Origin of the sequence: Bradymonas sediminis (genome assembly GCF_003258315.1) — a bacterium.
Classification (GTDB): domain Bacteria; phylum Myxococcota_A; class Bradymonadia; order Bradymonadales; family Bradymonadaceae; genus Bradymonas; species Bradymonas sediminis.
On record NZ_CP030032.1, the window covers coordinates 54,358 to 72,923 of the forward strand.

The 18,566-nt window shown below is 62.2% G+C and carries 15 protein-coding genes; 9 read left to right on the forward strand and 6 right to left on the reverse strand.

Features of this window, described 5'->3' with window-relative positions; translation table 11 throughout:
- The first annotated feature begins 30 nt into the window (after positions 1 to 30).
- On the forward strand, positions 31 to 993 hold the full coding sequence (gene dusA, locus DN745_RS00165; RefSeq protein ID WP_111331043.1) for a tRNA dihydrouridine(20/20a) synthase DusA: 963 nt from the start codon (positions 31 to 33) through the stop codon (positions 991 to 993).
- A gap of 35 nt (positions 994 to 1,028) precedes the next feature.
- Positions 1,029 to 1,541: a hypothetical protein gene (locus DN745_RS00170; protein WP_133621968.1), complete on the forward strand. Its 513-nt coding sequence runs from the start codon at positions 1,029 to 1,031 to the stop codon at positions 1,539 to 1,541.
- Positions 1,542 to 1,592: 51 nt separating this feature from the next.
- On the opposite strand, the gene pckA is transcribed toward DN745_RS00170, so the two are convergent.
- Complete coding sequence (pckA, locus tag DN745_RS00175; protein ID WP_111331047.1) at positions 1,593 to 3,185, reverse strand: phosphoenolpyruvate carboxykinase (ATP); 1,593 nt, start codon at positions 3,183 to 3,185, stop codon at positions 1,593 to 1,595.
- 391 nt (positions 3,186 to 3,576) lie between these two features.
- Here pckA and DN745_RS00180 point away from each other — a divergent pair, with 391 nt between their 5' ends.
- Complete coding sequence (locus tag DN745_RS00180; RefSeq protein WP_111331048.1) at positions 3,577 to 6,189, forward strand: FHA domain-containing protein; 2,613 nt, start codon at positions 3,577 to 3,579, stop codon at positions 6,187 to 6,189.
- Positions 6,190 to 6,209: 20 nt separating this feature from the next.
- Here DN745_RS00180 and DN745_RS00185 read toward each other — a convergent pair whose 3' ends face one another.
- Positions 6,210 to 6,680 (reverse strand): response regulator transcription factor, encoded by a 471-nt coding sequence (locus DN745_RS00185; protein ID WP_111331050.1) that lies wholly within the window; start codon positions 6,678 to 6,680, stop codon positions 6,210 to 6,212.
- Positions 6,681 to 7,024: 344 nt separating this feature from the next.
- On the opposite strand from DN745_RS00185, the gene DN745_RS00190 reads away from it, so the two are divergent.
- Complete coding sequence (locus DN745_RS00190; RefSeq protein WP_111331051.1) at positions 7,025 to 9,376, forward strand: EcsC family protein; 2,352 nt, start codon at positions 7,025 to 7,027, stop codon at positions 9,374 to 9,376.
- On the forward strand, positions 9,348 to 10,322 hold the full coding sequence (locus tag DN745_RS00195; RefSeq protein ID WP_111331053.1) for a metallophosphoesterase family protein: 975 nt from the start codon (positions 9,348 to 9,350) through the stop codon (positions 10,320 to 10,322). Before DN745_RS00190 ends, DN745_RS00195 begins: the two co-directional genes overlap by 29 nt.
- 14 nt (positions 10,323 to 10,336) lie before the next feature.
- Here DN745_RS00195 and DN745_RS00200 read toward each other — a convergent pair whose 3' ends face one another.
- From DN745_RS00200 to DN745_RS00210, 3 genes are all read right to left on the reverse strand, one after another.
- On the reverse strand, positions 10,337 to 10,735 hold the full coding sequence (locus DN745_RS00200; RefSeq protein ID WP_111331054.1) for a hypothetical protein: 399 nt from the start codon (positions 10,733 to 10,735) through the stop codon (positions 10,337 to 10,339).
- Positions 10,732 to 11,238 (reverse strand): hypothetical protein, encoded by a 507-nt coding sequence (locus DN745_RS00205; protein WP_204355053.1) that lies wholly within the window; start codon positions 11,236 to 11,238, stop codon positions 10,732 to 10,734. Before DN745_RS00205 ends, DN745_RS00200 begins: the two co-directional genes overlap by 4 nt.
- 69 nt (positions 11,239 to 11,307) lie before the next feature.
- Positions 11,308 to 12,630, reverse strand: coding sequence for a mechanosensitive ion channel family protein (locus DN745_RS00210; RefSeq protein WP_162687359.1), 1,323 nt, complete (start codon positions 12,628 to 12,630; stop codon positions 11,308 to 11,310).
- Positions 12,631 to 12,838: 208 nt separating this feature from the next.
- Here DN745_RS00210 and DN745_RS00215 point away from each other — a divergent pair, with 208 nt between their 5' ends.
- A complete protein-coding gene (locus DN745_RS00215) occupies positions 12,839 to 13,567 on the forward strand; it encodes a CPBP family glutamic-type intramembrane protease (RefSeq protein ID WP_111331058.1) in 729 nt (242 codons plus the stop codon).
- Positions 13,568 to 13,588: 21 nt separating this feature from the next.
- A complete protein-coding gene (locus DN745_RS00220; protein WP_204355054.1) occupies positions 13,589 to 15,172 on the forward strand; it encodes an FMN-binding glutamate synthase family protein in 1,584 nt (527 codons plus the stop codon).
- Between the two features lie 92 nt (positions 15,173 to 15,264).
- Here DN745_RS00220 and DN745_RS00225 read toward each other — a convergent pair whose 3' ends face one another.
- Positions 15,265 to 16,377 (reverse strand): S-(hydroxymethyl)glutathione dehydrogenase/class III alcohol dehydrogenase, encoded by a 1,113-nt coding sequence (locus tag DN745_RS00225; RefSeq protein WP_111331059.1) that lies wholly within the window; start codon positions 16,375 to 16,377, stop codon positions 15,265 to 15,267.
- Between the two features lie 350 nt (positions 16,378 to 16,727).
- Between DN745_RS00225 and DN745_RS00230 the strand changes: the two genes are divergently transcribed.
- Both DN745_RS00230 and DN745_RS00235 read left to right on the forward strand, forming a co-directional pair.
- Positions 16,728 to 17,471 (forward strand): FHA domain-containing protein, encoded by a 744-nt coding sequence (locus DN745_RS00230; protein WP_111331061.1) that lies wholly within the window; start codon positions 16,728 to 16,730, stop codon positions 17,469 to 17,471.
- 81 nt (positions 17,472 to 17,552) lie between these two features.
- Positions 17,553 to 18,548, forward strand: coding sequence for an MBL fold metallo-hydrolase (locus tag DN745_RS00235; RefSeq protein ID WP_111331063.1), 996 nt, complete (start codon positions 17,553 to 17,555; stop codon positions 18,546 to 18,548).
- The last annotated feature ends 18 nt before the right edge of the window (positions 18,549 to 18,566 follow it).

An 18,566-nucleotide genomic window follows, 5' to 3' on the forward strand; every position in this document is an offset into this window, starting at 1 on the left:
CGTTTTTGTAAGCAGTATCGGTTTTAGCTCATGAATCCACTCAGTATCGCGCCGATGATGCGGCGCACCGACCGCCACTATCGCTATTTCTTGCGATTGCTAACCCGTCACACGCTTCTCTATACCGAGATGCGCCACACCCGTGAGGTGCTCGGGGCGCCGTCGATGGAGGACCGCGCTCTGGCGTTTTCGCCCGAGGAGAACCCGCTGGCGCTGCAGGTCGGCGGCGATGACCCGGCGCAGATGGCCGAGTGCGCGCGCATCGCCGAACGCGGCGGCTACGCCGAGATTAACCTCAATATTGGATGCCCGAGCGAGCGGGTGCAGTCGGGGAATTTCGGCTGCTGCCTGATGGGCCAGCCCGAGGTGGTGGCGAGCTGCGTGCGGGCGATGCGCGAGGTCGTGGATATCCCGGTGACGGTGAAGCATCGCATCGGTTTTGACGAGCAGGACCGCTACGAAGATATGGTGCGCTTCGTCGAGACGGTGCGCGAGGCGGGGTGTGAGCGCTTTACGGTGCACGCGCGCAAAGCCTGGCTTAAGGGCTTGAGCCCCAAGGAGAATCGCACGATTCCGCCGCTCCGCTATGAGGATGTCTACCGGCTCAAAGAGGAGTTCCCGGAGCTCTTTATCGAGATAAACGGCGGCATCCGCACGCTCGACGAGGCCCAGGAGCACCTGAAATATGTCGACGCGGTGATGATCGGGCGCGCGGCCTATGAGACCCCGTATATCTTCGCCGAGGCGGACGCGCTGATCTATGGCGACGCGCGCGAGGTGCCCTCACGGGTCGAGGTGGTCGAGCAGATGCTCCCCTATATCGAGAAGCATATGAGCGCCGGCGACCAGCTCTCGCAGATCGCCGGGCATATGCTGAGCCTGTTCGCGTTTGAGCCGGGCGCGCGCCGCTGGCGGCGCCACCTGAGCGAGAATATGCACCGCGCGGGCGCCGGGCCCCAGGTCGTGTTAGACGCGCTGGCGCTGGTTCGCTGAGGTTGCTCCGATGACCGCCTGGCTTCGACGAGTTGATGATGAAAGTGACAGAGATTTTTAAACGCGGCACCCTGGGGTGGAGCCTGCTGGCCTTTATTTTGATCGTGGGCGCGATGCTCGTGCCCATCGACTGGGTACGCTCGGTCGGCGGCATCTTCGGGGCGACGCACGCGGCGAAGGTCGACGCGTTCTCCGACGAGGTCGCCGCCGCCGATAATGCGCTCGAGGCCGGCACGCCGCTGGCCGCCGAATTGCTCGAAAACGACGGGCAAAAGCTCGAGGCGATGCGCCCGCTGCTGCAAGTGCGGCGCCTCACGCGCACCGGCGCGGTTTCGGTGCCGCAGATGAGCGAAGCCGCCGATATCTTTCGGGAGTTCAACCCGCAGATCGCCAATCAGACGCTCGAGGGCTCGCGCCAGGCGCTTCGCCGCGAGCGCAATCGCCGGGTGCATGAGGTCGCGCCGCACCTCGATATCGAGGCGATGCCGCGCGAGCTTGAGACCCTGCGCCAGCAGATCGCGGCGGCAAAACAAAACCCTCGCCCCTGACTTCGTGTCGGGGCGAGGGTTTTGGGGAACTTCGTCTAAGCCAGGGGCTTATTATTTCAGGACCGGACCGGAGTTGACGATTTCGTCGCTGGCCTGGTCGGCGTATTTAGCGAAGTTCGACTGGAAGAGTCCGACCAGCTTTTGAGCCGTCTTCTCGAAGTCGTCCTGATTGGCCCAGGTCATCTGGGGCGTCAAGACTTCGGTGGGAACGTTCGGGCAGGTTGTGGGGACCGCGACGCCGAAATAGGGGTCGTTTTGGGTCTCCACGCCGGCCAACTCGCCGCTATGAATCGCGTCGATGATCGCGCGGGTGTGCTTGAGCGAGATGCGCTCTCCGGTGCCGTAAGCGCCGCCGGTCCAGCCGGTATTTACCAGCCAGGCTTTGGCGTTATGTTTGCGCATTTTGTCGGCGAGCATCTCGGCGTATTTGGTCGGCGGCCAGACAAGGAACGCCGCGCCGAAGCAGGCCGAGAAGGTTGCTTCCGGCTCGGTCACGCCAACCTCGGTGCCGGCGACCTTCGCCGTATAACCGCTGATGAAGTGATACATCGCCTGGGCCGGGGTCAATTGCGAGACCGGCGGCAGGACGCCGAAGGCGTCGCAGGTCAGCAGGATGATATTATCCGGGTGGCCGGTGACGCACGGGATCTTGGCGTTTCGCACCTTGGTGATCGGATAGGCGGTGCGCGTATTTTTGGTGATCGAGTCGTCGCTGAAGTCGATCGCGCGGGTTTCCGGGTCGTAGACGACGTTCTCGAGCACCGAGCCAAATCCGATGGTCTCGTAGATCAACGGCTCGGCCTTGGCCGACAGGTCGATGGTCTTGGCGTAGCAGCCGCCCTCGATATTGAAGACGCCGTCGTCGGTCCAGCAATGCTCGTCGTCGCCGATAAGCTTGCGGTTCGGGTCGCTGGACAGCGTGGTCTTTCCGGTGCCGGAGAGGCCGAAGAAGAGCGACACGTCGGTATTGTCGCCGCCCTCGTTGCAGGAGCAATGCATCGAGAGCACGTCCTGCTTGGGCATCAGATAATGCATCAGCGTGAAGATGCCCTTCTTCATCTCACCCGCGTATTGGGTGCCCAGGATCACCATCTCGCCGGCCTCAAAGTTCAGATCGACGCTGGCGTCGGAGGTCATCGCGGCGGTGTGCGGGTTGGCGGGGAATTGGCCGGCGTTGAGAATGGTGAAGTCGGGCTCACCAAAGGTCTCAAGCTCCTCGGCGGTCGGGCGGCGCAGCATATTATGCATGAAGAGCGCGTGATAAGCGCGCGCGCAGATAATGCGCACCTTAATCGAATAATTATCGTCCCAGCCCGCATACCCGTCAAAAACGTAAAGGCGCTCCTGGGTATTTAGGAAGTCGACGGCGCGCTGGCGGTTGATCTGCCAGACCTCGGGTTCCAGCGGAATATTGATGTCGCCCCACCAGATATCGTCCTGGCTCTCGGGGTTGCGCACAACACGTTTGTCTTTGGGGGTGCGGCCGGTTTTCTCGCCCGAGAAGGCCATCAGAGCGCCTTGTTCGGAGATTGCCGTGCCCTTTTCGTGCTTCAGGGCTTCTTCATAAAGCCGGGCAGGAGTGGCGTTTCGGAGAAGATTCTCGACGGTGATGCCATAGCTATCATTCAAGAGAAGAGCGCTCATCAATGCCTCGTCATTGTCCTAGATTAGAACTGCCGGTGCTGGGAACTTATAAGCCCGAATAAGGTCCGGTCAAGAGCCGGGGTGAATCGTGTTCGCGATGTCGAGAATTGCCGTAGCAAGGGATGAAAAGCGATGCAACTCACCATTTCATAAACCGCATCTACGCGCGCGAGATCTTGGGAAAGCCGCAGCCCGCGTAGCCACCCGGTTGTGCGGAGACGAGATGGCAAGCGCGGGGTTTATCGGCGCGTTTTTGCGCGGATTTTATCCCCGCAAAGCCCGCGGCGAGGAGTCAGGGGATAAATTGACACGTTTTGCTTGCGCGGATAGACTTCAGGACGATTGTTCAATCTAATCCCTATCTGTTCCGCCTGGGTCTGAACTTCCTCCGATGACTTCATCAAAAAATAACTCTACCGGCGAGATAGAATCGGCCAATTCTGCGGACGAGGCGCGCGCCGAGGGTCCGCGTAAGCCGAAGGCTGGCGTCAAAAGCCTGCCGAAGGTCCCCAAGCTCCCTGTCGGAGCGAGCCTGGGCGGTGGGAAGGCCAACCCCAGGTCGACGCTGTCGGGCATCGGCGCTGCCCTAAAAGAGTTGCGCGCAAACGATGGCGCGCCCCAGGAAAAGCGTAACATTTCATTGCCGATTCCTCGCCCGCTTCCGCTCAAAAGCGGTGGGGGCGACGCTCCCGAGGAGAGCCGCGACGCGGTTGAGCCGGTTGAGATTGCCGCGGCCGAAGTCGAAGCCCTCGACGTGGTGGAGCTTGAAGCCGTTGAGATCGAGCCGGTCGAGATCGCCGCGAGCGAAATTGAAGCGGTTGAGGGCGAGGCGCTCGAGATTGTGTCGTTGGAGGAGGTCTCTGACGAAGTCTCTGACTCTCCCCAAACTGACCGCATGAGCGCCGATGAGGTGTCGTGGGAGGCGGACCCGGCGACGATCCCGATCGACCCGGATATTTTGGAAGGAGATTTTGAGGGCGAGGCGACGATGGTCAGCGAGTCGCCGCTCTTGGACGCGCGCGTTGACGCATTGGAGCACGCCGCAAAGCCGCTTCGTACGCGCACGACTTCGCTTCTGACGCCCACCGAGAGCGGTTCGCCCGCCCCGCTGGTGGAGATTCCCCCCGCAGATATTGGCGTTGTCGAGCCGGTGGCGGCCAGCCCGGCGCCGACGAGCGTCGAGGTCGCCGACGACGACTTCGAGGGTGAAAAAACCGAGGTCTTTGACAGCCCCTTTGAGCACGAAGTGCTGTCGGCCCGGCTGAGCGTCCTGAGCGGTCCATGCGCGGGGCAGGAGTTTTTGCTCAACCGCGAACGCAACACCCTGGGGCGCGGGCAGAATAACTCCATCGTGCTCTCCGACCTGGCGATGAGCCGACAGCATTTCGAGGTTCGCCAGAACGCCGAGCACGGCTATCTGCTGCTGGACCTGCAGTCGGCCAACGGGACCCGGCTGAATCACACACCGATTGTCGAGGCGGAGCTTCGCCACGGGGATCGCGTCGAGGCGGGGAAGAGTGAATTCCAATTCGTGCTCCCCGGTGACCGCGCGCCCGCGCGCTCCCAGCAGCGCCATATTATTATCAAACGCGCGGCGCATCAGCCGCGGCGCTCGCAACTGGTCCAGGGCGTCGAGGTGCAGGCGCATCCGCCGTCGGACGCCGACCGGCTCGACGTCGCGCTGACCTGGGTGATCCGCGGGGCGGGCGTCCTGATCGCCCTGCTGATTATTACGATGGTGGTGCTCACGCTGACTTCGCCCGAGCGCGCGCCGGTGATTGCCGAGGTCGCCCCGGCGCCCAGCGAATTAAGCCCCGAAGCGCAGCGCGTTCAGTCGCTTTATCTGGAGGGTGTTGAGAAGGTTAAAGACCGTGATTGGCCCGAGGCGAGTCGTCTTTTTAAGCAGGTCGCGGCGATTGACGCGGACTTCGCCGGGGTCGGGGCGCAGCTTGAGCGAGTGAAGAGTGAGCAGCAGGTGTCCGAGCAGCTCGACACCGCGCGCGCGCTGCTCGCGGAGCAGAAATACCCCGAAGTCATCGAAATCGCGTCGGCGATCACCAACCGCAGCGTCTATGTCGAGGACGCGCATCGTCTGCTGCGCGAGGCCAAGCAACACCGGATCGCCGGGCTGCTTCAGCAGGCGCAACAGGCTCTGAGCGACGAGGCGTTTGACCAGGCCCGCGCCCACCTCGCCGTGGTGCTCGAAGAGGTCCCCAATCATCAGGGCGCCCTGGAATTGCAGGCGCTTTTGCAAGGCGATGCCGACAAGATCGCCGAGAAGGTCGAAGAGATTGAGCAGGAGCAGGCCCGTGAGACCGCCCGCCGACCCGTCGCAAAGCCTGCGAATTCGCAGCCGAAGATCGATTGGTTTGGCGAGAAAAAGACCGAGTCCAATGACCTCTTCGCCGCGGGCGACACCAAGGCGGCGGTGCAGATCAACTTCACCCGTGGGTTTTCGCTGTATCGCTCCGGCAAGTTGAGCCAGGCGTCGAGCTATTTCCGAGACGCCGCCAGCGGTAGCGCCGGCGCGCTCGCCCGCCGCGCGACCCAGACCGCCGACAATATCGACGCCTTCGCCAAGGTTCATGGGCGCGCGAAAGCTGCGTTGGGCGCCAATGACTGGGCGACGGCTGTCGAGCAGCTTAATCGCGCCCATCAGGCCGACCGAAAGGTCGCCTCCAAGGCCTATTTTAAGTCCTCACTCAACGCCGACCTCGCCACCGCCTACGCCAATATCGGCCTTGCTGCCGTGGCGCGCGCCGATTTCAAAACGGCCGGGCAGAATTATAAGAAGGGCTATAAATTGCAGTCGCGCAACGCGGCGCTGAGCTCCCTGAGCCGCGAGCTCTCCCGAAGATCGAATACGCTATATATTCAGGCCGCCGGGAAACGAAAAAAGGACCCCGCTGGGGCCCTTAAACTCTGCCAAGAGATCGTCTCGATGCTCGCCCCTCATCACGAGTTATACGGCAAGGCGAAGGCGATGATGGCAGAGTTGAAATAAGTTCTTTCGAAGCGGGTGAATCAGCCCATCTCGGCGCGCTCCGACAGGACTTTGCGCACCTTGAAGTCGAGCTCGTCGAGGTCAAAGGGCTTGTCGATATAGTCGTCGGCCCCGAACAACGGCGAGGTCATCTCGTTATTGGTGGCGCCGATGGCGGTCAGGATAATAATACCCACGCCGGGGAGCGCGTCTTCGTGCTCGCGCACGTATTTGGCGACTTCCCAGCCATTGAGCTCGGGCATCATCACGTCGAGGATCACCAGGTTCGGCTGGTGCACCAGGATTTGCTCGAGCGCCTCGGCGCCGTTCTCGCCCTCGATAAGGTCGCAGTCCATCGTCTCAAAATGAGCGCGCAAGAGCTTGCGGATCTCGTAATTATCGTCGGCCAATAAAATCAGCGGCCGCGGTCGTCCCTTGGGCGGGCCGTAAGGCGAGGTATTATTCGAAATCGCATCGCCGATTTCGTTGTCAGGTCCCTTCTGGGTTCCCATTGATGTGGCTCCTCAAAGATATATTTTGGGCAATTTGTCGACCTTCGCGAGGCGCGAAAATCGCGACAGCTTAGCTCGTGCAAAGGATAGGGCGGCGGGCGAAATAGTGTCAAGCACAGCGGCTTGAGATCGCGCGGGCCGAAGGCGCAGGGTGGGCTTTTGGTGCGCGCCCGAATTCTGTACCTTGGGTTTTGTGAGATGGGCGCGGGGACCAATGACTTTAGGTTCTAAGCATATAATCATCGCATATCTCAGCGGTCGTATCGGCGTGTTGGCCAGACTCCTGGGCCGTGTTTAGGGCGGGATATACAATCGCATTTTGTCAGAAAATAGGACGCACACGCATGTCAGACGGGTTTGTAACACCAGATTTAGATGAGTTAAGCGAGGCCGGCCTCGTCGAGGATTCCCAGGTTGAGGGCGAGCTGGTCGACGGGCTTGCTGGTGCGCTGGAGTCCGAGGGGTTGAGCCCCGAGGATATCCTGGCCGAGAATTTTCGGCTGCGCTGGCAGGCGATTCTGGAGATGCCGGCCGATGAGGTGCTGGCGCGCGTCGACGAGGAGCTCGGCGAGCAACCCCAGGAGGCGCGCGAGATCCTCTCACTGCTCTTAGCCCAGGAGTTGGGCTATCGGCGGTTGCTGCGCCGCGAGCATACCCCGGCGCTTCAGCAAAAACCGCTCTGGGATATTCTGGCGGCCGAGAATTTCGAGCAATTGAGCGTGCCGGCGGCTCTGGCGGTCGAGCGCATCGCGCGCTCGACGCGCCCGGAGCGCGCGGCGTTTCATCCGATGGCGGCCCTGGCGACCGTGGCGTTGTGGCGCCACGGCGATATTGAGCAGCAGGCGGGCGCCGAGCGGCTTCTGTCGATCTTTGCGCTCCCCGATGACCCCGAGTGGCTCTATACCCTGGTGGGCGTGCTGCGCGTAGCGGAGCCGCAGCCCGGCGAGGCGGAGGACCCGCGCGGGCTCTTGGCGCTGGCCGAGATTCAGCTGCGGGCCAAATATTGGGACGCCGTGGCGTTTATCGTCGGCTTCTATTTGGTGCTCGAATACGCGCCGCGTCGCGCCGGCTCACCGATCGCGTATCTGCTCAAGGCCTGCGACCGGGCCGCGGAGCAGGAGCCGCGCGAGGTTCGGCGCTGGCTGGACCTCTTGGCCGACGCGACCCTCGGCGGGCAGCTCAACTTCTCGTGGGTTGAGAAGCCGATGCGCGCAGCGATTCGCCTGAGCATTGACGCCTCCGAGCGCGAAACCCGATTGCGCAAATGGCATGATCAGCGCCCCTATGAGGCCGATTACCCGCGCCTGGCCAACCTCTATAATGCGCTGCTCGCCGCGCTCGGCGATAAAGATGAGGAGACGCGCGAGCAGGCGCGCCGGGCGCTGCTCGACGAGGTTGAGCAGACGGTGGGGTTTAACCCGATGCGCGCCCAGCGCTTGCTGGAGCTGATGGCGATCCGCGAGCACGCGCGCCGGCGCCCGGCCGGGTTCTCGGGGCGCCTTGATTACGCCGTGGAGCAGGTGGCCGAGAAGGCGCAGCTCAGCGAGGCCGACGAGAAGTTGGTCCGCCTCTACGTGAGCAATTATAATATCGAGCCCCACGCGCTCTATCTGGTGCGAAAGACCCTCGACCGCGTTCATTGGGAGGATGAGACCCAGGCGCCGGGCCCCCAGGCGCTCGAGATGTATCTGGTCATCAGCGACTATGAGCGCGCGTTTGAGCACCTGACCTGCAAATTCGACGGAGTCACGCTGGACCATGCCGATAAAGACGCCGCCGCGCGGGTGAAGTATTTCGTCGAGAAACGCCTGGACCCCAATCACCTCACTCGCCTGGTGCGCACCCTATTTACGCCCCTGGAGTGGCTCGGGGCGAGCCTGGGGCATTTCGAGATCATCTCGTCTCTGGTGGAGCGCTCGCTGGGGATTCTCGACAAGCGCATCCAGGACATTGACCTGGCCGACCAGGTGGTCGAGGAGTACCGCGAGGCGGGCATCGAGATCGACAGCTTCGAAGACGTCGCCGGGCTGAATATGGGCCAGATCGACGCGACGCTGCGGGATCGGCGCACGATGCGGATGTTGCTCGGGGCGGTGGCCGGTGGGCTCTCGGGCGGGCTTGCTCCCTTCGGTTGGGCGGCGCTGTCGCTGGCCGATGCGCCGATTCTTCTGGCGCTGAGCGCCGATATCTGCAGCCGTTTTTGTTGGTATTATGGCTTCGACCCGCGCGAGCACCCGGAGCTGCCGATCGAGATCATCGCGGTGGCCCTGGGCGGTTCGCGGGCCGAGGCGATCGAGCCGATGCTCTTGCGCCAGAACCTGAGCGAGTACGCGCTTCGAAAGTCGTTGATGGTCGGGGCGGTCGCCCACGGCAGCGTCACGCAGATGGGCGCGCGCACCCTGGGGCGCTTTATGCAGCAACAATTGGGGCCGCAGGCGAGCAAGCAGGTCAACGACCTTGCGCGCCGGGCGGTTACCAGTAATTTTCAGCGCCGCGCCGCCGAGGCGGTGCCCTCTAAGGCGCTGCCGATCGTCGGGGCGTTGCTCGGCGCGTCTTTGAACGTCGCGTTGATCTACGACGTGTGCGAAGCTGCGCAGGCGGTTCTGACCGACCGCTTTTTGGAGCGCAAATACCCCGAATGGATTCGTAAATTCGACCCGGAAACACATGGCGCACCCGATATTTCGCTGGATTGATTGCACCGACCCCACTCGGCCGCGCAACCTCGCCCGGCCCGAAAACACCAAGCTGCGCCTGGCCCAGATGACCGACCCACATGTGCCCGGTGAGGTCGAGTTGATGAGCCGGCTGCGCGATATCATGGGGCATCGCGGGTCGATCTGGGATTTTTCCCACGAGATCAGCGCGATCGGCAATGAGCTGGGGCATCGCTACCGCAAGCGGCGCCGGCTCTATACGAACCTGATCAAGAAGGCCCTGATGGGCCTGCACCAGCTCGAGGTGGACCACCTGATGATCACCGGGGACCTGTCGCATTGCAGCCTGCCCATCGAGTTTTTGGAGATCCGCGGCGCGCTCGAGGTCACCGGGTGGTGGGGCGACGATAAGTTGACCGTCATCCCGGGGAACCACGACCGCTTTAACCTGTATGAGAGGCGCCCGAAGCCGTCGATGGAGGCCTTTTTTGACGTGGTCGGGCCGCGCACGCCGCGCCTGAAGATCCTGGAGGGGGGCGTGGCGCTGGTCGAGATCGACAGCAACCGCGACCGCGTCCACGACCGCCACCCGACCGAAAAATGGCTGCCCAATACCGTCGGAAAGATCTACGAGGAGGTCCCCGACTGGTTCGACGCCGAGCATGTCAGCCTCAAGGGCATGCGCGTGCTCGCGCTGGTGCACCATCATATCTCGAGCGACTGGTATAGCGAGGGGGTCTCGGGGATTGGCGGGTTGATGCTGCCGGCCGACGGGCGCGATGAGATGCTCGAGGCCCTGGAGTTGGTGGACCGGCACGCGCTGGTTTTACACGGGCATAAGCACGACGTGATGGACGTGAATTATCAACTCAACGCCCACCCGGTGAGCTGCCCCGGCGGGTTCGCCGAGGCGCTTCGGATGAATTTGATCGATATCACGGTCAACGATGAGGCGGTGCTTACCCAGATTGAGCTGCGGGTGTGATTTCGGGGCGCTGGTTAATTGGCCTTGGCGCCGAAGGGCTTGACGCGCGGCCACATATGGGCGGCGAAGGCGAGGGCGGCCAGGGCCTGAAGGGTGAAGCCGGCGGCGCTGAAGGTGCCGGTGAGGCAACCGACGACGGTGCCGAGGTTGAGCAGCGCCACGCTGCCCCAGGCGAGGGCGTCGTTTCCCTTGTTATTGCGCCGCCCGAAGGTCGGCAGGATCCAATAGGCGACGCCGATGACGAATTGGATGGTCCACCCGAAGGTCATGGTGTGAAAATGCACGCCCAGCCAATTCGAGCCGGCCCCAAACGGGATGCCTTTATTGGCCAGGAGCAGGGCGCCCACGGTGAGGCCGCAGGCCAGATGCGCGCAGGCCAGCCGCAGCGCCCAGACGGTGAGGGTCGGCATCATGGGCGGCCTCCGTCTTGCTTCGCGGCGACTTTCTTCTTCCCATCTTTTGGGGCGCTCTTTTTGACGCGTGGTTTTCGGACTTTTTTGGGTTTAATGCGGCCCCAGATGTTGATCATAAAGGCCATGCCGCCGACCCATTGGAGCAGGGCCGAGGCGACCAGGCCCCAGGCCAGCCATTTCTGGGAGGCGGGGTCGAGGCGGTTGAGCCCGTGCATCGACTCGGTGCCCAGGCGGAGGAGCAGCCCGAGGTTGAGCGTCACCAGGGCCAGCCAGGACAGCCACTCACGCCCGCGCGGCTGCTCCTTGGACCATTTGGGGAAGAGCCACAGCGCCACCCCGATGATGATCTGGGTGATCCATCCGACCACAAAGAGATGGATATAGGTCGGCAGCAGCACCGCCCCCCAGGCCGGCCCGAGCCAGCCCATCGCGACGCCCGAGGCCATCGCGGCCACGAAATAGATCAGGCCGCATTTGAGAAAAAGTCGACTGACTGTTGGCATCTTAGAAGGCCTTCGTTTCGCAGAGGTAGAAGTAGTGTGCGTCTGGCGCGTTTCTGGGGCGCGCCGGGATTACGAAGTTGTATGCGCCGGCTCTTTGGCTGGCTGGTGCGCGTCGCCCAATTGACGCGGGCCGCGGGGGCGCTCGTTCATATGAATCGCCTGGGTCGGAAGCGCAAAGGAGGTGCCCGCGCGCTCCACGACCTTCATCATCTCCAGGAAAAGCTCCTGTTTGACGGTCAGGAAGTTGACGTAATTCGGCGAGATCATCCAGCATTGCATGAGGATCTCGAGGGAGCTGGTGCCGAAGGTGTCGAAGTGCACCCGCCAGGTGTCGTCCTCGATGCGCTCGTCGGCCGCCAGAAGCTCCTTGATGCCGGCGATGATCTCCTCCATCTGGGCGCCAGTGGTGCCGTAGGCGATGCCGATGCTGGTGAGCAGGCGGCGCTTGGGCATCGCGGAGCAATTCTCGATGGCGATCGAGGCGACGTCGGAGTTGGGCACCGTGATCAGGGTCTCGGCGAAGGTGCGGATCTTGGTGGAGCGAAGCCCGATATCCTCGACCACGCCCTCGCCGTGGCGGGTCTTGACCCAGTCGCCGATTTTGAAGGGGCGGTCGGTGAAGATCATCAGGGAGCCGAACCAATTCGACAGGGTGGGTTTGGCGGCCAGGGCGAAGGCCAGGCCGCCGATGCCCAGGCCCGCCACCAGGCTGGTGACGTCGTAGCCCCACTGCTGGATCAGCGCGATCGCCACGAAGACGAAGAGGACCGCGCGCACCACGTTCATGACCAGCGGGACCAACTGGCGGTCCAGTGAGGCCGAGCCGTTCTCTCCATTGGAGCGCGTCAGCGCCATCGCGAAGATGTCGACCAGGTGGAAGATCACCCAGGCGACCATGATGGTGCCCACGGTCTGCAGCCCGAGGGTGGCCACGCGCATCAGGGAGTCTGCCGGCTCCAGGATCACCAGCGCGACATAGAAGGCGACCATGCGAATCACCCAGGTCAGTGGCCGGCGAAGGGTCTCCAGCAGGACATCGTCGATGCTCGTATTGCTGCGCTTGGTCAGCGCCTTCAGGGGGCGGAAGAGGCGGTCCAAAATGTGGCTGCGCAGCACGAAGCCAAACGCCAGCGCCCCGACCGCCAGGGTGATGCGCCACAGCTCGATGCCAAAGAGGGTGACCTTGAAGAATTCGACCAGGACCTGCTGCCAGGGCGCTAATGAGTCGAAATTAATCAGGTCGCGTGGACGTTCTGGTGTTGTGGCGCTTTCCTGCGCCAGCGCCGGCGACGCGCACCACAGGCTGACCCCGGCGCTCATCAGCAACGCGTAGACGCTGGCCAACCGGCGCTTCTGCGGGTCTAACAATCGTGACCAATTTCCTCGTGACATAAGATTACCCTCTTTTTTAGTAGACGCCATGACTTCTGCGTTATAGCGAATCTATTAGCAATGACAAACCGAAGCGCGCCCCCAATCCACGAGTAATCCGCCCATCCCCAATCGGAGGGGGCGGTGAATAGATTATAGGGTGTCGTTGGTTTATAGGTTGTGACGAGCGCGGGCATGTTGCCACATTTAAATTCGCAGGGTGAAAGCCATGAAAGAAGCCATACAGTCTTATTTCAATGAGAGTCGGGAGTTGTCGACCAGTATCATCTTGGTCTTCCCGCTGTTCGTGATCTACCAGCTTGGGCTGCTGGCCACCGGCGGGGTGCGCAACGGCGTGGACTTCATGACCGACGGGCTGATGGCCCTGGCCGGGCATAGCTTTTGGAATTATTTCCTGATCAACCTGGCCCTGTTGGTGATCTTCGGGGGCGTGGTCCTCTGGATGCGCAAAAAGGGCGGGTTTAACCCGCGTCTGTGGCCCAAGGTCCTGCTGGAGAGCACGATCTATGCCTTCTTTTTTGGCGGCGCGGTCATCGGCGTGATGCAGTTTTTTGGGCTGGATATCTTTTTGGCAAGCGGGGCAGGCGAGGGCGTAGGCGGCCTGGGGACCTTTAGCAAACTGGTGATGAGCGTGGGCGCCGGTCTCTACGAAGAGATCGTTTTCCGCCTCTTTTTGATGGGCGGGCTGTTCTGGCTGGGCGCGCGCGCCATCAAGATGCCGGTGTGGGCGGCGGCAATTTCGGCGGTTCTTATATCGAGCTTGGCATTTAGCGGCGTCCATTATATCGGGAATATGGGCGATGCATTCGAGTTGGGGTCTTTTTTCTTCCGTTTCATCGCCGGGGTGATGCTGGCAGGCATATTCTACCTACGTGGATTCGCCGTTGCAGCGTATACCCACGCGATTTACGACATTATCGTTCTCGTTCTACGTTAAATTGTTCAGGGACATACAGCTATGAGCATGGTTACTCTAATTTTTATTGGAATCATCGGTCTGCTGGTGGGGTTTCTCGTGCTGGTCGCGATCTATGATCTCGTCCAGTCTAAGCATACGATCCTGCGAAATTTCCCGGTGATTGGGCATCTGCGCTATATCCTTGAGGGGATTGGCCCGGAGCTGCGCCAATATATCGTGACCAACAACAATCAGGAGCGTCCCTTCAACCGCGACGAGCGAAGCTGGGTCTACGCGTCGTCGAAAAAAGAAAATAACTATTATGGCTTCGGCACCGACAACGCGATCGAGAACGAGCTAAACTATCTGATCATCAAGCACTCCGCGTTTCCCCACAGCCCGCCGCCGCGCGGCCCCGAGGAACTGCCGACCATCGCCTGCTCGAAGGTGTGGGGCGCGGCGCGCGGGCGCGCCAAAGCGTTCCGCCCGGAATCCACGATATATATTTCCGCGATGAGCTACGGTTCGCTCAGCGCGCCGGCGGTCGAGGCGCTCAACAAAGGCGCCGCGATGGCCCACTGCATGCACAACTCGGGCGAGGGCTCCGTGACGCCGCACCACGGGCACGGCGGCGATATCATGTGGCAGATCGGCACCGGGTATTTCGGCTGCCGCGATGAGGAGGGCCGCTTTAACCTTGAGAAGTTAAAAGAGGTGATCGCGCGTTATCCGGTGCGGGCGATTGAGATAAAATTGAGCCAGGGCGCCAAGCCCGGTCACGGCGGCGTGTTGCCGGCAGGAAAGATCACCGAGGAGATCGCCGCCATCCGTGGCATCCCGATGGGTGTCGATTGTGTGAGCCCCTCCTCACATAGGGAGTTTACCAACGTCGATGAGATGCTCGACTTTGTGGAGATGATCGCGCAGGCCACCGGCCTGCCGGTGGGGATCAAATCCGCGGTGGGTCAGATGGACTTCTGGCAGGAGTTGGCCGAGAAGATGGTCGACGGAAAGCGCGGCGTCGACTTTATCGTCATCGACGGCGGCGAAGGCGGCACCGGCGCGGCGCCGCTGGCGTTCTCGGACCACGTTTCCTATCCGTTCAAGACGGGCTTCCCGCGGGTCTATCGTGAGTTCGCGATCCGCGGCATCGCCGATAATGTCGTCTTCGTCGGCTCGGGTAAGTTAGGCTTCCCGCAGTCCGCGCTGCTCGCCCACGCGCTCGGCTGCGACATGATCTCGGTGGCGCGCGAGGCCCTGCTCGCCATCGGCTGCATTCAGGCGCAGCGCTGCCAGACCAATAAATGCCCGGCGGGTATCACCACCCAGAATAAATGGCTGATGCGCGGGCTCGACCCGCAGCATAAGTCGGTGCGCTTTGCCAACTACGCGCTGAATCTTCAGTACGAGATTATGGAGCTAGCCAACGCCTGCGGGGTGCCGCATCCGTCGCTGGTGACCCTGGACCACTTCGATATTCTCGGCGAGGACTTCAGCGCGCGTTCGGCCCGCGATGCCTTTGGCTACGAGCCAGGCTGGGCGCTGCCGCCCCAGGCAGAGCAGGAGCGCCTGTGGGCCGAGGGCAAGGGGTTTCAGGCCAAGGCCCGCGCGAAGTCCAAAGCCGCGTTGAGCGCGGCTGAGTAAGCCGACGAGTCCATCGCTCGAAGTGAAAAGTTACAAAAAAGAGGCGCCCCGAAAGGAGCGCCTCTTTTTTGTGTCATCGCGCGATCAGCCGCTTATTTGAATTTGATTACGCTTCGAATCGCCTTGCCTTCACGCATCATATCGAAGGCTTTGTTGATATCCTTGAGGCCGAACTCGTAAGTCACCTGCGAGTCGATCTCGATCTTGTCGTCCATATACCAATCGACCAGCTTCGGGACGTCGGTGCGGCCGCGGTAGCCGCCGAAGGCGCTGCCTTTCCACACACGACCGGTGACCAATTGGAAGGGACGCGTCGAGATTTCTTCGCCCGCGCCGGCCACCCCGATCACCACGCTCTCGCCCCAACCCTTATGCGCACACTCAAGCGCGATGCGCATCAGGTTCACGTTGCCGATGCACTCAAAGGTGTAGTCGGCGCCGCCGTTGGTGAAGTCGACCAGGTGTTTGACCAGGTCGCCTTCGACATCCTTGGGATTGACGAAATGCGTCATGCCAAACGAGCGTCCCAGCGCTTCCTTGGCCGGGTTGATATCCACGCCGACGATCATGTCGGCGCCGACCAATTTGGCCCCCTGGATCACGTTGAGGCCGATGCCGCCAAGTCCGAAGACCACCACCGTCGAGCCGGGCTCGACCTTGGCGGTGCGGATGACCGCGCCGATGCCGGTCGTCACGCCGCAGCCCAGCAGGCAGACCTTATCCATCGGGGCGTCCTTGCGGATCTTGGCCACCGCGATCTCCGGGAGCACCGTGTACTGCGAGAAGGTGGAGGTGCCCATATAATGGAAGATCGGCTTGCCGTTGAGGCTAAAGCGCGATGTGCCGTCGGGCATCAGCCCGGCGCCCTGGGTGCTGCGGATGGACTGGCACAGGTTGGTCTTCGGGTTCAGGCAATACTCACACTGGCGACACTCCGGCGTGTAGAGCGGGATGACATGGTCGCCGACCTCAAGCCCGGTCACGCCCGGGCCGACTTCGACCACAACGCCGGCGCCCTCATGGCCGAGGATCGCCGGGAAGAGTCCCTCCGGGTCGGCGCCGCTGAGGGTATAGGCGTCGGTATGGCAGACGCCGGTGGCGTGCATTTCGATGAGCACCTCGCCGGCGCGCGGCCCTTCCAAGTCGACTTCGATGACTTCCAACGGTTCTTTGGCTTTCCAGGCAACAGCGGCGAGTGTTTTCATGATGTCCTCAAATGGGGTGACGGTGATGGGGGCAAAGGCATATGGCCTTCGTCGTTTTGCTCGGCGAGCGAACAGCGCGGGGCAACCTAAACACCGGCCAAGATTAGTCTAGTCGAATTCTGCCCGGGTCTCCGCTGCCTATGAGATGAAGCGAAAAGAGCGATTTCAGTCGGCTTTGAACACCCGGTTTCGGGCGACGCTGGACAAAAAGTCAATTGTAGACATATTTTAGCGCGGTGTGATAGGGTGCCACTTTGAAGAACGAAGCAACTCGACAACGCTGATTGCGTAGGGTGGGCGGGACTGCCAGACGCTTTGTTCCCCATGCAAACAGAAGGGGAAATATCTCGATGACCGACCAGAATAGAAAAACACTTCGAAGCTTTTATTGCCGAGATTATTTGTGGGATCTCTTCGAGCAAATGACCCAGGAATTGGGCTGCTCGATGGATTATCTCATCAATGAGTCGATGCGCCACTATGCCCGCAGCCGTGATTATGCGCCTGGCGACCCCGTAGGCGGTGGTCAGGCTCCGTATGCTGATGCCCCTGCGGCTCCCGGCCAGAATTGGGGGCAACCCCGCGGTGGCGCGATGGATCATCGCACCTTCCAGCATATTCCAGCGGTGCAGGGTGGCCCGCAGCCCTATGGCCAGGCGCCGGCGCGCGGCGCCGGTGGCCCGCCGCCGCCTCCGCCGCCCCCGCGTCCTGGCCCCCCGGGGCCGCCCGGCGCATACCAGCAGCCTGCCGCGCCAGGCCGCGGCTATGCCCAGCCTGCGCCCCCCGCCGCGCCCCAGCCGGGCCCGGGCCGAGGACCGCTCTACCTGATCTTTAATAATAACCGGTACCTGGTCAATAATGATAAATTTATCATTGGTCGCGGCAGCCAGCAGACCGACCTGACCATTCGGGACGGAAATATCTCGCGCCAGCATTGCGCGGTCATCCACCGAAACGGCAATTATTATATCAAGGATCTCGGCTCCACCAACGGCATCGAGTACCGCGGCAATCGTATCGAATCCAAGCGCATTGAGGACGGCGATATCTTCTTTCTGTGCGACTACGAATTGCGCTTTAGCTACCAGGGATAACGCTCGCCGGCGGGTTTTCAGGCCTTCGGGCCTGAACCCGCCGCGGCCGCGCCCAATCCCTCACCCCCCCCCGCGAATTTCATGTACGAGCTTCAGCGCGTCTCCGACGACATCCACCGCATCACCCTCAAAAAACCGGCGGGCCTGCCCGAGTTGTTGAGCGCCCCGACGCATATTTATTTGCTCGAGGGCGCCGCTCCCGCGCTCATTAACGCCGGGCATCCCGCCCAATTCGAAGCCCTCTCCGAGGCGCTGCGCGAGTTGGGGGTCGGGCTCGGCGGGATCGAGCGGGTGCTCTATACCAGTTGGGATATCGAAGTTCTGGGGGCTGCGGCGAATATTCCGGGCGCCGATCACTTCGTGTTCAGCCCAGATATGGTCGAGCCCTCGCATTATGAGGCGCAGATCGCCGGGCGTCGCGCCGCTTTTCGCGACACCGCGCGCGCCCTGGTTGACCTCGAGGTTGGCTATGGGGCCGACGAGCTCGACGCCGTCGACGCGGTCATCAAGACGTATTTCCCGCCGATGCCCGCGCGCATGCCGTTTGTGCCGCTTCGAAACGCGCACACCGTGTGCGCCGGGAACTTCGAATTCGAGGTGCTCGCCACCCCAGGCCCCGCCCCGGGCCATCTTTGCTATTATGACGCCGCGCGTCGCACCGCCTTCGCCGGGGGCTTCTCGACCCTCGGGATTCCCAAAAAGATGGAGGGCGTGCAGCCCTATTTGATCAGCCTGGAGCGCCTGCAGCGCCTCGAGATCGACGCGCTGCTGCTCACCCACGAGTTGCCCGTGATGTCGCGCGGCGGCTGGAGCGTGCGGCGAGCGCTGCGGTTTCTGAATAACTTTATGAGCACCGCGCCGGCGGCCATGCACTCGGCCCCCACGGTGCTCGAGTTTATCGAGGCCGACCTGGGGTACCGCCCCGAGTCACTCGCCCAGATGGTCCTGCAGGTTCAGCGCTATAAGGCGCCGATGGATGAGCTCGTGCGCGCGCGCATGATCGACGCGACCGGCGAGGGCCTCGCGCGCAAATACGGGGTCGACGTCGAAGATGACCGCGCCCCGCTTCGCCGATAATCCACTCGATATCCTGGC

Bases quoted from the DNA above. Each gene is read 5' to 3' on its own strand.
- dusA (WP_111331043.1), top strand. From the start codon at position 31: ATGAATCCACTCAGTATCGCGCCGATGATGCGGCGCACCGACCGCCAC.
- DN745_RS00170 (WP_133621968.1), top strand. From the start codon at position 1,029: ATGATGAAAGTGACAGAGATTTTTAAACGCGGCACCCTGGGGTGGAGC.
- pckA (WP_111331047.1), bottom strand. From the start codon at position 3,185: ATGAGCGCTCTTCTCTTGAATGATAGCTATGGCATCACCGTCGAGAAT.
- DN745_RS00180 (WP_111331048.1), top strand. From the start codon at position 3,577: ATGACTTCATCAAAAAATAACTCTACCGGCGAGATAGAATCGGCCAAT.
- DN745_RS00185 (WP_111331050.1), bottom strand. From the start codon at position 6,680: ATGGGAACCCAGAAGGGACCTGACAACGAAATCGGCGATGCGATTTCG.
- DN745_RS00190 (WP_111331051.1), top strand. From the start codon at position 7,025: ATGTCAGACGGGTTTGTAACACCAGATTTAGATGAGTTAAGCGAGGCC.
- DN745_RS00195 (WP_111331053.1), top strand. From the start codon at position 9,348: ATGGCGCACCCGATATTTCGCTGGATTGATTGCACCGACCCCACTCGG.
- DN745_RS00200 (WP_111331054.1), bottom strand. From the start codon at position 10,735: ATGATGCCGACCCTCACCGTCTGGGCGCTGCGGCTGGCCTGCGCGCAT.
- DN745_RS00205 (WP_204355053.1), bottom strand. From the start codon at position 11,238: ATGCCAACAGTCAGTCGACTTTTTCTCAAATGCGGCCTGATCTATTTC.
- DN745_RS00210 (WP_162687359.1), bottom strand. From the start codon at position 12,630: ATGTCACGAGGAAATTGGTCACGATTGTTAGACCCGCAGAAGCGCCGG.
- DN745_RS00215 (WP_111331058.1), top strand. From the start codon at position 12,839: ATGAAAGAAGCCATACAGTCTTATTTCAATGAGAGTCGGGAGTTGTCG.
- DN745_RS00220 (WP_204355054.1), top strand. From the start codon at position 13,589: ATGAGCATGGTTACTCTAATTTTTATTGGAATCATCGGTCTGCTGGTG.
- DN745_RS00225 (WP_111331059.1), bottom strand. From the start codon at position 16,377: ATGAAAACACTCGCCGCTGTTGCCTGGAAAGCCAAAGAACCGTTGGAA.
- DN745_RS00230 (WP_111331061.1), top strand. From the start codon at position 16,728: ATGACCGACCAGAATAGAAAAACACTTCGAAGCTTTTATTGCCGAGAT.
- DN745_RS00235 (WP_111331063.1), top strand. From the start codon at position 17,553: ATGTACGAGCTTCAGCGCGTCTCCGACGACATCCACCGCATCACCCTC.